The organism is Pseudomonas sp. RIT-PI-r (assembly GCF_001297015.1).
Lineage (GTDB): Bacteria > Pseudomonadota > Gammaproteobacteria > Pseudomonadales > Pseudomonadaceae > Aquipseudomonas.
Genome location: NZ_LIGE01000015.1, coordinates 105,149 through 117,622, shown reverse-complemented (window position 1 = coordinate 117,622; position 12,474 = coordinate 105,149). Strand labels below are relative to the sequence as shown.

The window sequence follows — 12,474 nt, the reverse complement described above, 5'->3', positions numbered from 1 at the left end:
TGCAACAAATGCTGCGATCAGCGCTGGATTTCGCGGTCGCGATCCAGTGCGTAAGGCAGGTCGAGCAAGTGCAGCGCCGGGCCTTCGAGGGAACCCACGTGCAGATCGCCCGATTCGGCAGCTTCGGCCTGCAGCACCGCCAGGAGTTCAATGTTTTGACCGGCGTTGGCGGCCAGGACCACTTCGCCGATCGAGCTGTTGTGGCTCGGCGCGAACAATGGTGTGCCGGGCTCCGGCAAATCAGCCGTGTCGAGGCTCAAGCGATACAAACGACGCTTGAGTTTGCCCAGGTACTGCATGCGCGCGACGATTTCCTGGCCGGTGTAGCAGCCTTTCTTGAAGCTCACGCCGCCAACGGCTTGCAGGTTGAGCATCTGTGGGATGAACAGTTCGCGGGTGCTCGGCATGACCTGACCGATACCGGCGCGGATCTGGCCCAGCAGCCATTGGTTCAGTTCGCCTTCCGGCAGTGTTACGGCGAGTCTGGATTTGATGGCGTCTGCCTGATCGGCAGGCACCCAGAGTTCGGCGCGATCTGGCGAGACACGAATGGCGATCAGACCTTCATGGCGCACGACGCTGTCGGTATCGACCGGCAAATCCAGGCCGAGGCAGCTCAGGGCGGCATCGCCTTGCACCAGACCAAAGCGCATCCAGGCAGCACTTTCGTCGGTCAGTTTCGATTTGGAGAAGACTGCGTATTTTTTCAGGTCCGCCAATTGTGGTTCCAGCAACTCGCTGGCCATCGCCAGCACCACGCCGTCACCTTCGAGCAGAATGCGGAAACTCGACTGCATCCGGCCTTTCTGCGTGCAGCGCGCGCCAAGGCTGGCCTTTGTGTCACTCAGATAATTGAGGTTGCAGGTCAACTGGCCTTGCAGGAATTTCCCGGCATCCGAGCCGCGAACCGCAAGAACGCCTTCATGAGACAGGGTGCAGAAAAAAGCAGAATCGGCCATGGGTCATCGCAGGGTAAATAGACTGGGGCACATCATAAGGGTGCATGGTTGAAATGGGTAGTTGATAAAGGATCGGTGGTGCCCGACCAAAGCCGACTGTGCGACCTGCGCCGGGGCTGTATACTTGCCGGCAAATTTGAGGAGGGCTCCATGGTCGAACAAGTTGAACTGAATCGCCTGTTTTGGCACAGCCGTCGCGGCATGCTTGAACTTGACGTGTTGCTGGTGCCGTTCGTGCAGGAGGTTTACGCGACGTTGAACCAGGTGGATCGCGATCTGTATGTCCGTCTGCTGACGTGCGAGGATCAGGACATGTTCGGCTGGTTCATGGAGCGCAGCGAGTCTGAAGACCCGGAGTTGCAGCGCATGGTTCGCATGATTCTGGACCGTGTCCAGCCCAAGTAATACGTTCGAATGCCGCTGGCATGCCTCTGGGCAGTTGCTGGCGGCGTATCTGCTGGCCCAGGCGTTCGCACTGGGTGCTTTGTTTCTGCTTTCGATTCCACTCTGGGCCAGCCTGCTCGGGGCTTTTGCCTGTCTGCTTCATGGGTTTTGGACGTTGCCACGGCAGATTTTGCTGACTCACCGAATGGCTTTTTGCGGATTGCGCCGCGATGCCGATGGCTGGCAACTGTGGAATCAAGCCAATGGCTGGCAAACCGTGCAATTGAGGCCGGACAGCCTGGCGCTGCCGTTGATTGTGGTGTTGCGCTTTCGTTTGCGCGGGGAATGGCGGGTCAGGTCGATCTGCGTACCGCGAGATTCGCAGGTCGCCGATGTGCATCGACGCCTGCGCGTGCGGCTCAAGTTCAGCCGACGTAGGTGGGCGGCACCAGAATAGTGTCGAGCGCCTCGGGCAACATGTCCGGGTAGTCGAGGGTGTAATGCAGGCCGCGACTTTCCTTGCGTTCCATGGCTGAGCAGATCATCAGTTCGGCGACCTGAGCGAGGTTGCGCAACTCGATCAGGTCGCGGCTGACTTTATAGTTGCTGTAGAACTCGTCCCTATGAGGCTAAACCCAATGGATACAGGGGGTTCAGCCGATGACCGTCAACCACCGCTCCCAAAGTGGGACAAACCTGTTACAAACTGCGCTCGCCAAGCCGTACCACTATCGCCGGTCTGGTCGCTATTACCTTCGCCTTCGCCCTCAAGGAACCGTCAAGGGCTTCTTCACGCTGTCACTCAGGACTACCGACAAGGCCACCGCAATGACCATCTCCGACGACATCCTCTCGACTCTCAAGGCTTACCACTTGGACAACCCTGAGGCGTCATGGGACGAACTCCGTGAGCGCTTGATTGAGTTCGCTGAGTACAACCTGACGATGGCACACGGTGATAGCTCGCTGGTCGCTTACGAGATGATCAACGATGAGCATCACTTGGCGCTTCGCAAGGCCTCCGCAAAGCTGCCCCTGAGCGTCAACCAGCAACGAGCAGTGAGTAAGGCGCTTGAGATTCTTGAGGCCTCTCAGGAGCGTATGCGGGGGAAGTCAGGGAAGCTGGTCGAAATCGTAAAGGACCTCAACGAAGAACCTTGTGGCAAGTCTTTGGCCTTCTCCTTGCCTTCATCTGTAAACGCTTCTCCGGGGCTGACCTTTAAGTCTCTCTCTGCGCTCTACATGGAGGAACGCAAAGACAGCATTCAGGCCAGCACCATGCGCGACGTGAAGTCATCGTGTGAAGCTATCGGCGCGGTCCTTGGCGAGCTGGACATGAAGAACCACACACGGGAGGACATGAAGAGCCTCAGGGACAAGCTTCTTGAGGACCGTAAGCCTTCGACAGTTAAGAAGCTGCTGACCCGGCTATCAACGGTCATGGCTTGGGCTGTGAACAATGGCTATCTCGACAAGAGTTTCGATAAGGGCCTGAAGCCAACTAAAGGCGCTGACAGCTCCCGTGAGGCGCTCTCTCAAGATCAGGTAAAGGCCCTGATGACTCACGCTAACTCACTACCAGTGGACGCATGGCAGCGTTGGGCGTTGTCCCTTGGGGTCATCACCGGGACCCGTATCGAGGAACTCAGACAGTTGACCAAGGATGACGTAAAGCCGGTTGGGGGAGTGTGGGTCATCGACATCAATAGGAACGACGGCAAGACAGCCAAGACCAGGAACGCTTTGCGTGTCATACCGCTGACTGACTGTGCCTATGGGTTCGACCTTCAAGCGTTCCGTGCGTTTGTCGATAAAGCTGATTCCCGACTGTTCACGTTAGGGGCTGGTCAGTTCTCGAACGTGCTTAATGGGGCCCTTAGGGATGTCCTAAGTTTGAACGCTGATCGGACCCAGACCTTCCATTCTTTGCGTCACTCTCTGGCCGGTGCATTGAAGGCTGCTGAGATCCCTGTGGGGACCGCTGAGTCAATCTTGGGGCATGCTTCGGGATCTATCAGTTATGACCTGTATGGCGCTGGAAGTACGGTCGAAGTGACTCGATTAGCTGAGGCTTTGAAAGTAGCTTTGCGTTTCAGGGGTGAAATTTTTAACATTCCTTGTGTTAATTACTGAGCCGATCTTGGGGCACCGGGGCACGCTTCATGGTCGGTCGGTTATGACTGATCTTATGGGCAAATAGAAATTATACAATTAGGTCTTAATGGAATGAGAAATCTCGAACTTTATGGCGGTGAAAAGGTAGCTCAAGAGCTTAGAAAACGTGAGCTACAGCTGCTTTCGATAGATTCAAATGGTGAAAAAGCCGCAAGAACTATGGCTTGGAAAATGTTTTGCGATGATGAGCTAAAAATAGACGACAGCAATAGTAATTTATCACGGCTCGCACAGATCAAATATTTTCATGCCGTTGACTTACTTCCTCAATATGGCCTGTCGATGGATATTGATGAGCGTAAATTCAGAGATTGTTTTCTCGATGAGTTGTGGGTGATAAATAAGAGTGTCACTAAGAAGGGAGTTCAATTGGTGTTTTACGTGTTTGTGGCTTTAGGCCTGTTTGGGCTATACAAGATATTTTTCTGATGCCTGCGACCAAGACCTTGAGTGGGTCGAGGTCGCAAGTCTTTATTGGTCTCGAAATATTTGAAGTAGAGTGGTGGGTGATTTGATTTGATTGTTCATAAAATCAAAATAATCTCGTCCGCCTGCCGCTTGTCCTTTATCGAATCCTTCTACTCCTTGTAGTTGCATTGAGGCGCGAGTGTACTCATCGGTGGAGCCTATGTCTTTTCTTAGCAAGGCTTCATGTCCGTACAGCATGCAAATGAAAAACTCCTCATCGTCTCTTAATGGTGCATTCGAATACTGTAAGGAAGCGTCAAGAAAACCTATAAAATAGCCTCTTACAAAGTCGCTGCTGAGTTTGGCTTTATAACTTGATACGGATCTGCACAGCATGAGATTAAATTCAAGAATAGTAGCTGTGCGTGAAAGTGTTTCCCTGATTTGCTGATTTTGGGGGGTGGGTTTTTTCTTTAAGAAGCCAAACATTTAAAGCGTCCTGTATACTAAAATTTGTCCGGGCGATTTGTCTGCGAAGATTTGCCTCGGGAGTCCTGTCCAGAGTCACTCGAGATTTTTTTTGCTGCTTCCTCATTTTCTTGAATTCTGAGTTCGAAGGTATTGGATAGGTGAGTGTACTGATGGATTTGATCCAGAATCAGAAAGCCTATTAGTGACGCTTTTCTTGTAAATGAAGAGGTCAGGTTTTTGCCATGGCTGACTGTGTTTCTACTTATGAAGTCAGTTTCTTCAGTAGCGTTGAAATCTTTAAAATAGTGCTTGTTTAGATATTCTCCGAATCTATCGGGGAGTAGTCTTGTGATTGTGTGAGTGTGCTTTGTTACATTGGTGGATATGTGAGAAGATAGCGCGCTCTGTTGTCTTCCTTGTTTTTGAGGGTTTGCTCGGATGAAGTCCTCTCGGAGAAGTGCCTCAATCCTTGGGTATAATATGTGTATTGATGCGTCATAATCCTCATTCAGATGGTACTTCATTGATTTTTCAATGAGGGCGTAATGTGGTTTTATTTTCTCGTTGTTGCTTATTTTGGATAGCCAATTGTTACTGTCGTCACATAACTTTTGGTCGATGCTTTGCTCTATTTCCTGAGTGTCCCAGTCGAGCTTTAAATAATTAAGCAGGTTTAGTTGTTGCTCGTAATCAAGATAAGAGAACGGGAACCAACCGGAAGCAATGATTTTACGCCACTCGTCGTCATTTAAATCAAATATCTCTGGAAAAACCGAAGCCGAAAATCCAGTAGCTATAAGGCGACCTACGTCGTAGTCTATAGGTGCGTAATTTTCATTTTCTAATAGAGGGCCGAAATCCCAGAATAGAATTCTCTCCCATCCATTGTTTAGTATGATTACATAGCCACAATCCTTGGGGAATTCTATACCTTCTAATATCATCTTGTCGAAGTGGTGGAGGTCACTTTTTCTTACTGCGTCACCAGCTTCAACGCTTCTGGTTACCAATGCTTCAGCATATATGTCGAAGTCATTTAGATGTACTTCTGTCTCAAGATTTCCGTGAATTATGGCGACGAAGCGCTTAACCGTTGAGGCGTGGAAGTCCGCGTACGCCATTTCTAAAATTTGGTTAGGGAAAGCTTCAACCTTACGAATGAAATCTCTACCGCTTGACGATAGAGAAACCCCTCGGTACTGGATAAGTGCGGGTTCTCCAGCTCTCGCAGCGTTCGTGCAGTAACCGGCAGGCTTTTCTTTTAGGTGAATTACTTTCTTCATCGCTCGATCCCTATGTGCCAAATTCTTGACTGCCCTTGCTTAAGACTCTGCCAGAAATAATCACTTTATGCCAATAAGGCATCGTGCCGATATTCGTTGGTTCCGCCCCCCCCATCCTTACAGTTTCTTGAATTTACAGGTGGGTTTCGCCCGATGGTCTGAGGATTTTGCAGGGCGTAGGGCTGAACTATAACGGAACCAAGTAGCTGCTCGTTAAGATCCGCTACGAATTACTTAAAGCTCTTGAGATGTTCTCTATGGAGACCATCGTGTCACGTATGTGCCCATTTCTCGGATGGCCCGCCGTTACCTGCAAGCCTTAAGGTCGCCGTGCAAATGCTGATGAGGCCCCACCTAAGGGACAGAGGGCTTTGTCCTTCTGAGATTCTGCCGGGTAGGTTGGAATAAACCCTTACTTACAATGGAAGATACGAATAGTTTCTTCTGATGCCCATTTAGATTTGTCCGTAAAGACCCTCACTAAGGCCACAGGACTAATACCTCCGGGCCCACTCTCGTAAACCTTAGTCGAGCCAATTGGGCTTAAATCCCAATCTACGCATGGATGACGGTTACAACCTCGGAACTCCCCACTTAAAACCCCTCACCCAAACAGGGACCACCGAGCCCATCCAAATCCCCTCGCAACCAACGGAGACCACCGCTACCAAGGAGACCCGCCACATGACCCATTTCTCTACCGTTCTATTTCAAACCCTGGCCCATGACTTCGACCGGGCCGACTACCTGACAGGTCTTCGCCTTGTGCCTAATAAACCCAAGCGAGGAACCGTGCCGACAATCATTGATAACCCTTTCTGTGGTCAACTGGATTTTCAGGACCGGTATGACCGATGGTCTGAGGACATCCTTTCAGGAGTCGCAAGGCTGGACCACGGCGGAGCCAAACAGCTCCCGGTTAAGACCCTCTATGAATTGCTTGAGGCCCTTGAGGTTTTCTCTACGGAGACCATCGGGGCACACCTGGGTCTGTCCTCCCGGATGGCTCGCCGCTATCTCAGTGCCCTTGAGGTCGCCTTGCAACCGCTTATGAGGTCCCGGCCTAAGTGGCTGAGGGCTGCTATGGGAGACCTTGAATGTCACCAGCGCGAGACCATCCCGGCCATTCAATCGACACCCAACCAGATGGCACAGCTACGTCTGGACCTGGGAACTGATGCGTTCGCCATTTAATGCGGACACAAGATAAAGAACCCTAAGTACCGACCTCTAAGAGGCACTGACTCAATGAGGACACAAGACTAAAGCCATCCCTAAATGACCCTTCCTTTGTGACGGGGATTATTTGCTGATAAGCAATCCCACCTCTCAGAGACCTTTAAGACCCTCTGAGCTTAGTGCCTGGGTCTACCGACCACTGATTGAAAGCACCACTGAGCAACCCTTAAGAGACCACTGAGCAGCCGCCCAGGACCTGCGCGCACCTCTAAGACCTGCACCATGGGTCACTAAGGAGAACCACCACCACGCAATAAGGGGACATCTACCATGCAAAACATTCAGATCGACGTTAAGAACCTTTCCGCTTCCTACAAGGCCGACCCTAAGAGCCCTTCGGGCCTTGCGACCCTTGAAGGTCAACCCGTAGGCAACCAGCGTCCCGATGGCTATTGGTCATTTCAAGGGCTGGCAGTTCACCGGGTCGTGTACGCACTGGTCACCGGCAAGGACCCTCAAGGGCTCTACATCGACCACCGCGACGGGAACCCCGGGAATAACAAGACCAGCAACCTAAGGGCCTGCACCAATCGCCAGAACGCACAGAACACTCCAGGTCGTTCCCGCTTCCTGCCTAAAGGGGTCTACATCAACGCAAAGACTGGCCGTGTGTCTGGCTGTGTAGAAGGCTACGGCCTGGGTAAAAGTTTCATGCTGGCCGATGACCATGACAGCTCGCAGCTCAACGCAATGTGTCGTGCTGCCTATGAGGCAATCCTTGAGGAACACGGAGAGTTCGCCAACGTAAGGAGCTTCTTTTGTCAGTTACCCATTGAGGCCGTAATGGGGCCCGCTGAGGGGTCTTGCTAAGGCTGTTTAAGAGAGGTCTCCTTCTGAAAGTCCCCGTATCGCCTGAGCCCTGCTGGGCTGACTTGTTGCTGACTCAAAGGCGACTAAGCGAGAGCCTGAGGGGAGATGAGGAAATGACACGAAAATCTGAATGACCACCTGTAACTACTAACCTGCGCGCTTACCCCCGTGGGCCCTTGCACGCTCATTCGGGCGCACGTTAAGGACCCTTGCGGGCAAGCGATAAGGACCCCAGCGTTAGGACAAATATGTGCCAAAGCTGTTACAGATCGGGGGCTTATGGTGCTACGCTAAGGGTCCTAACGTGCCTCATCTGGTCGGTGTAAGGATCGTATCCTTCGCCTCTGGCAGCATCTCTGGATAGTCCAGCGTGTAGTGCAGACCCCGAGATTCCTTGCGTTCCATCGCTGACTGGATCATCAGTTCAGCTACCTGAGCAAGGTTCCTCAACTCAATAAGGTCTCTGCTTACTCGGTAGTTGCTGTAGAACTCGTCGATCTCGTCCAGCAGCAGGCGTACGCGGTGTTGCGCCCGTTGCAGGCGCTTGTTGGTGCGCACGATGCCGACGTAGTCCCACATGAATCGGCGCAGCTCATCCCAGTTGTGCGCAATGATCACGTCTTCGTCCGAGTCGGTCACCTGGCTGGCGTCCCACGCGGGCAGGGCGCTTGGCGCGGCGACATCGTCCAGTTGCGCGAGGATGTCCGCCGCGGCCGAACGCGCATAGACGAAACATTCCAGCAGCGAGTTGCTGGCCATGCGGTTGGCGCCGTGCAGGCCGGTGAAGCTGGTTTCGCCGATGGCATACAAGCCCGGCACATCGGTGCGACCTTGTTGATCGACCATCACGCCACCGCAGGTGTAGTGCGCAGCGGGTACGACCGGGATCGGCTGCTTGGTGATGTCGATACCGAAACCGAGGCAGCGCTCATATACGGTAGGAAAGTGCGTCTTGATGAAGTCTTCGGGCTTGTGGCTGATGTCGAGATAGACGCAGTCGACACCCAGACGCTTCATTTCATGGTCGATGGCCCGAGCGACGATGTCGCGCGGTGCCAGTTCGGCGCGTTTGTCGAAGCGATACATGAAGCGCTCGCCGTTCGGCAGCTTCAAATGTGCGCCTTCGCCGCGCAGGGCTTCGGTAATAAGGAAGCTTTTCGCTTGTGGGTGGTACAGGCAGGTCGGGTGGAACTGGTTGAATTCCAGGTTCGCCACCCGGCAGCCGGAGCGCCAGGCCATGGCGATGCCATCACCACAGGCGCCGTCGGGGTTGCTGGTATAGAGGTAAACCTTGGCCGCGCCGCCCGAGGCCAGAATCACAAAGCGTGCGCCGTATGTATCGACTTCGCCGGTTTTGCGATTGAGTACGTAGGCGCCGAGGCAGCGCTCGCCTTCCATGCCCAAACGGCGTTCGGTAATCAGATCAACGGCAACCCGCTGCTCCAGCAACTCGATGTTCGAACGCTCTTTGGCCTGAGCCAGCAAAGTTTTGAAGATTGCCGCGCCGGTAGCATCGGCCGCATGGATGATACGACGGTGGCTGTGACCGCCTTCGCGGGTCAGATGAAATTCGAATCCGCCATCTTCAGTGCCGGATTGATCGTCGCGGGTGAACGGTACGCCCTGGTCGATCAGCCACTGGATGGCTTCACGACTGTGCTCGACGGTAAAGCGCACGGCGTCTTCATGGCACAGACCGCCACCGGCGTTCAGGGTGTCATCAACATGGGATTCGACAGTATCAGTGTCATCAAGCACGGCGGCGACGCCACCCTGGGCCCAGAAGGTCGAACCGTTGGCGAGATCGCCTTTGCTCAATACGGCAATGCGCAAATGACCCGGCAAGGTCAGCGCGAGACTCAAACCGGCAGCACCGCTGCCTATGACCAGAACATCATGTTGGAATTGTTGGCTCATTACAGGATTCCGCTCAAAGCGACCCGGGTCGGGGGTGGCGCAAGACCGCTGGATCGGCGAGTCAAGACAGCCACACAGCCCACTAGTATATAGAGGGGTGGGACGGCACAATAGCCGCGCCGATATGGCATTGTGAAACTACTGTGAAGGAAAAAACCGCGTGCTTCGTCGGAAGTTTTTTTCACCCTTTTGGGGAGAACACGACTGTATCGGCGCTGAAACAGGATTTTTCTGCCCAGGGTTGCCCAATGTCTGGGCGGTGCGACTATAAATAATTGGAACTTTTGCCAAAGGCCCAAGATCAATAGTCGGTGCCAGAAACAAGGGACGTGTCGGCTTCAGTGCGGAATCTGCGGTTGGATTCCAGCCCGGCGAAACCGATAACAAGATTATTCGCGCAGCCGGTTTATCCCGCGCTGCGTTTTTCGTGCGTGCCAAATCAGAGCCCGCAGGAAACTTGCCTGGAGGGGGAGAACTTTTGCGAAAAGCCCGAGTCTATGTTTGCAAGTCTGGTCGTTTAGTTATGCAAGTCTCCTTCGGGCTTATCGAGGAGTGTTCATGCTAACCCAGGAAGAGGATCAGCAGCTGGTCGAGCGCGTTCAACGCGGCGACAAGCGAGCTTTCGATCTGTTGGTGCTGAAGTATCAGCACAAGATTCTCGGGTTGATCGTGCGTTTTGTGCACGACACCCATGAAGCCCAGGACGTGGCTCAGGAAGCCTTTATCAAGGCGTATCGAGCACTTGGAAACTTTCGCGGCGACAGTGCGTTTTATACGTGGCTGTACCGTATTGCCATTAACACGGCGAAGAATTACCTGGTTTCACGCGGCCGTCGGCCGCCGGATAGCGATGTAAGTTCCGAAGATGCAGAGTTCTACGATGGCGATCATGGCCTCAAGGATCTCGAGTCACCAGAACGTGCACTGCTGCGGGATGAGATCGAAGGCACCGTCCATCGAACCATCCAGCAACTGCCAGAGGATTTGCGTACGGCGTTAACTTTACGTGAATTCGATGGTCTGAGTTACGAGGACATTGCGAGCGTCATGCAATGTCCGGTGGGTACCGTGCGCTCCCGGATTTTCCGCGCTCGGGAGGCCATCGATAAAGCCCTGCAGCCGTTGTTGCAGGAAAACTGAGACAGCGGCGATAGCCAAGAGAGGAACGCCATGAGTCGTGAAGCCCTGCAGGAATCGCTGTCCGCAGTGATGGATAACGAAGCGGACGAACTGGAATTGCGTCGAGTGATTAATGCACTTGATGACGTCGAAACCCGTGAGACCTGGGCTCGTTACCAGATCGCTCGGGCAGCCATGCACAAGGATCTGCTGCTGCCACGTCTGGACATCGCTGCGGCAGTATCTGCTGCACTGGAAGACGAAACGGCTCCGGCCAAAGTATCTCGCAGCCCATGGCGCAACCTCGGTCGCCTGGCTGTTGCTGCCTCGGTGACTGTTGCCGTTCTGGCCGGTGTGCGCCTGTACAACCAGGACGAAATCGCTGGTGTTGAACTGGCACAGCAATCCAATCAGCCTACCCTGGCCACTCCACAGGTCAAAGGCCCGGCTGTTCTGGCAGGCTATAGTGAGAGTTCTGAAGCTACCGGCCCTATGGCCAATGGCGTACTGCAAGGTCAACCAGGCTGGCACGATCAGCGTCTGCCAGGTTACCTGCGCCAACATGCTCAACAGGCTGCACTGAAAGGCACTGAAAGCGCGCTGCCATACGCACGTGCTGCAAGCCTGGAAAACCGCTAAGGAGGATCATGCGCGCCATACCTCTACTTTCGCTTCTGCTAAGCGGCTGGTTCATTGTTCCAGCCCACGCTGATGAGGCCCAGGACTGGTTGACCCGTCTGGGCCAGGCCGAGCAGCAGCAAAGCTTTCACGGCACATTCGTTTACGAGCGTAACGGTAGTTTTTCTACCCATAACATCTGGCATCGCGTCCAGAATGGCCAAGTCCGCGAGCGTTTACTCCAGCTCGACGGCTCGGCGCAGGAAGTCGTGCGCGTTGATGGACATACTCAATGCGTCAGCGGCACTCTGATTGCCGGGCTGGGGGATTCTCCGAACTCAGCCGCTCGTCCTCTCGATCCGCAAAAGCTGAAAAACTGGTATGAACTTGCCGTCATCGGCAAGTCGCGCGTGGCTGGGCGAGACGCAGTGATCGTATCGCTGACGCCTCGCGATCAGCATCGTTACGGGTTTGAGCTGCATTTGGACAAGAAAACGGGCTTGCCGCTGAAGTCGTTGCTACTGAATGACAAAGGGCAGTTGCTCGAACGCTTCCAGTTCACCAGCCTCGATACTGACGAAGTCCCTTCGGACAAAGATTTACAGGCCGATGCCGACTGTAAAGCGATTACGCTCGACAGCGACAAGGCTTCGGCCGTCAAGACCGCGCAGGTCTGGCACTCTGAATGGCTGCCGCCCGGTTTTGAATTGACCAGCAGCACCTCGCACAAAGATCCGGAAACCAAGACACAGGTCAACAGCTTGCTGTATGACGATGGTCTGGCGCGGTTCTCGGTGTTCCTTGAGCCTTTGAACGGTGCAACAGTGACCGATACGCGGACTCAACTGGGCCCGACCGTTGCCGTTTCTCGTCGCCTGACTACCCCCGACGGCGAAATGATGGTCACGGTGGTCGGCGAAATCCCGATTGGCACCGCCGAACGAATTGCTCTGTCGATGCGTAACACTGATGGCACTGCCACCAGCAAGCAGTGAGCTGATTCAGTCATTACCACTTCTTCGTCGAGACGTAGATGAAATGTTTGCTGAGCATTTTCATTTGCAAATACCCCGAAAATTTTTTATAGGTCA

Annotated in this window: 13 protein-coding genes and 1 pseudogene; 9 read left to right on the top strand and 5 right to left on the bottom strand. The window is 53.7% G+C overall.

Annotation, left to right across the window (positions count from 1 at the left end):
• Window positions 1–17: 17 nt before the first annotated feature.
• Window positions 18–959 carry a CAF17-like 4Fe-4S cluster assembly/insertion protein YgfZ gene (gene ygfZ, locus AK821_RS04630; RefSeq protein WP_064388476.1) on the bottom strand — a complete coding sequence of 314 codons (942 nt, stop codon included), beginning with the start codon at window positions 957–959 and terminating at the stop codon, window positions 18–20.
• A gap of 150 nt (window positions 960–1,109) precedes the next feature.
• Between ygfZ and AK821_RS04625 the strand changes: the two genes are divergently transcribed.
• Window positions 1,110–1,364 (top strand): FAD assembly factor SdhE, encoded by a 255-nt coding sequence (locus AK821_RS04625; RefSeq protein ID WP_007911418.1) that lies wholly within the window; start codon window positions 1,110–1,112, stop codon window positions 1,362–1,364.
• The gene (locus tag AK821_RS04620) at window positions 1,348–1,800 is read left to right on the top strand and encodes a protein YgfX (RefSeq protein WP_064388474.1); all 453 of its coding nucleotides are present in this window, start codon (window positions 1,348–1,350) and stop codon (window positions 1,798–1,800) included. Before AK821_RS04625 ends, AK821_RS04620 begins: the two co-directional genes overlap by 17 nt.
• Here AK821_RS04620 and AK821_RS29310 read toward each other — a convergent pair.
• Window positions 1,769–1,963: pseudogene (locus AK821_RS29310) on the bottom strand (L-aspartate oxidase); the annotation flags it as partial. The gene AK821_RS04620 and the pseudogene AK821_RS29310 overlap by 32 nt on opposite strands.
• Before the next feature lie 40 nt (window positions 1,964–2,003).
• Between AK821_RS29310 and AK821_RS04615 the strand changes: the two are divergent.
• Both AK821_RS04615 and AK821_RS04610 read left to right on the top strand, forming a co-directional pair.
• Window positions 2,004–3,476 (top strand): tyrosine-type recombinase/integrase, encoded by a 1,473-nt coding sequence (locus AK821_RS04615; protein ID WP_064388473.1) that lies wholly within the window; start codon window positions 2,004–2,006, stop codon window positions 3,474–3,476.
• 93 nt (window positions 3,477–3,569) lie between these two features.
• Window positions 3,570–3,947 (top strand): hypothetical protein, encoded by a 378-nt coding sequence (locus tag AK821_RS04610; RefSeq protein WP_064388472.1) that lies wholly within the window; start codon window positions 3,570–3,572, stop codon window positions 3,945–3,947.
• A 42-nt stretch (window positions 3,948–3,989) separates the two neighbouring features.
• Here AK821_RS04610 and AK821_RS04605 read toward each other — a convergent pair whose 3' ends face one another.
• Window positions 3,990–4,415 carry a hypothetical protein gene (locus AK821_RS04605; RefSeq protein WP_064388470.1) on the bottom strand — a complete coding sequence of 142 codons (426 nt, stop codon included), beginning with the start codon at window positions 4,413–4,415 and terminating at the stop codon, window positions 3,990–3,992.
• Window positions 4,416–4,432: 17 nt separating this feature from the next.
• On the bottom strand, window positions 4,433–5,680 hold the full coding sequence (locus tag AK821_RS04600; protein ID WP_064388468.1) for a hypothetical protein: 1,248 nt from the start codon (window positions 5,678–5,680) through the stop codon (window positions 4,433–4,435).
• A 684-nt stretch (window positions 5,681–6,364) separates the two neighbouring features.
• Between AK821_RS04600 and AK821_RS04595 the strand changes: the two genes are divergently transcribed.
• Entirely contained in the window at window positions 6,365–6,874 is a 510-nt protein-coding gene (locus AK821_RS04595; RefSeq protein WP_064388467.1) for a hypothetical protein, read from the top strand.
• Window positions 6,875–7,189: 315 nt separating this feature from the next.
• Complete coding sequence (locus AK821_RS04590; protein ID WP_064388465.1) at window positions 7,190–7,729, top strand: HNH endonuclease; 540 nt, start codon at window positions 7,190–7,192, stop codon at window positions 7,727–7,729.
• A gap of 309 nt (window positions 7,730–8,038) precedes the next feature.
• Here the strand turns inward: AK821_RS04590 and nadB are convergent, their stop codons facing one another.
• Entirely contained in the window at window positions 8,039–9,646 is a 1,608-nt protein-coding gene (gene nadB / locus AK821_RS04585) for an L-aspartate oxidase (RefSeq protein WP_064388464.1), read from the bottom strand.
• Between the two features lie 558 nt (window positions 9,647–10,204).
• On the opposite strand from nadB, the gene rpoE reads away from it, so the two are divergent.
• From rpoE to AK821_RS04570, 3 genes are read left to right on the top strand one after another with little or no spacing between them, the layout of a single operon-like run.
• Window positions 10,205–10,786 carry an RNA polymerase sigma factor RpoE gene (rpoE, locus tag AK821_RS04580; protein ID WP_003172477.1) on the top strand — a complete coding sequence of 194 codons (582 nt, stop codon included), beginning with the start codon at window positions 10,205–10,207 and terminating at the stop codon, window positions 10,784–10,786.
• 30 nt (window positions 10,787–10,816) lie between these two features.
• Entirely contained in the window at window positions 10,817–11,404 is a 588-nt protein-coding gene (locus tag AK821_RS04575; RefSeq protein WP_064388462.1) for a sigma-E factor negative regulatory protein, read from the top strand.
• 8 nt (window positions 11,405–11,412) lie between these two features.
• Window positions 11,413–12,378: a MucB/RseB C-terminal domain-containing protein gene (locus tag AK821_RS04570; protein WP_064388461.1), complete on the top strand. Its 966-nt coding sequence runs from the start codon at window positions 11,413–11,415 to the stop codon at window positions 12,376–12,378.
• Window positions 12,379–12,474: the final 96 nt, after the last annotated feature.

What these genes read in the sequence shown, in the direction of transcription:
- AK821_RS04595 (WP_064388467.1), top strand. Translation starts at nt 6,365, where the DNA reads ATGACCCATTTCTCTACCGTTCTATTTCAAACCCTGGCCCATGACTTC.
- ygfZ (WP_064388476.1), bottom strand. Translation starts at nt 959, where the DNA reads ATGGCCGATTCTGCTTTTTTCTGCACCCTGTCTCATGAAGGCGTTCTT.
- AK821_RS04605 (WP_064388470.1), bottom strand. Translation starts at nt 4,415, where the DNA reads ATGTTTGGCTTCTTAAAGAAAAAACCCACCCCCCAAAATCAGCAAATC.
- AK821_RS04615 (WP_064388473.1), top strand. Translation starts at nt 2,004, where the DNA reads ATGACCGTCAACCACCGCTCCCAAAGTGGGACAAACCTGTTACAAACT.
- nadB (WP_064388464.1), bottom strand. Translation starts at nt 9,646, where the DNA reads ATGAGCCAACAATTCCAACATGATGTTCTGGTCATAGGCAGCGGTGCT.
- AK821_RS04610 (WP_064388472.1), top strand. Translation starts at nt 3,570, where the DNA reads ATGAGAAATCTCGAACTTTATGGCGGTGAAAAGGTAGCTCAAGAGCTT.
- AK821_RS04570 (WP_064388461.1), top strand. Translation starts at nt 11,413, where the DNA reads ATGCGCGCCATACCTCTACTTTCGCTTCTGCTAAGCGGCTGGTTCATT.
- AK821_RS04600 (WP_064388468.1), bottom strand. Translation starts at nt 5,680, where the DNA reads ATGAAGAAAGTAATTCACCTAAAAGAAAAGCCTGCCGGTTACTGCACG.
- AK821_RS04575 (WP_064388462.1), top strand. Translation starts at nt 10,817, where the DNA reads ATGAGTCGTGAAGCCCTGCAGGAATCGCTGTCCGCAGTGATGGATAAC.
- AK821_RS04590 (WP_064388465.1), top strand. Translation starts at nt 7,190, where the DNA reads ATGCAAAACATTCAGATCGACGTTAAGAACCTTTCCGCTTCCTACAAG.
- AK821_RS04625 (WP_007911418.1), top strand. Translation starts at nt 1,110, where the DNA reads ATGGTCGAACAAGTTGAACTGAATCGCCTGTTTTGGCACAGCCGTCGC.
- rpoE (WP_003172477.1), top strand. Translation starts at nt 10,205, where the DNA reads ATGCTAACCCAGGAAGAGGATCAGCAGCTGGTCGAGCGCGTTCAACGC.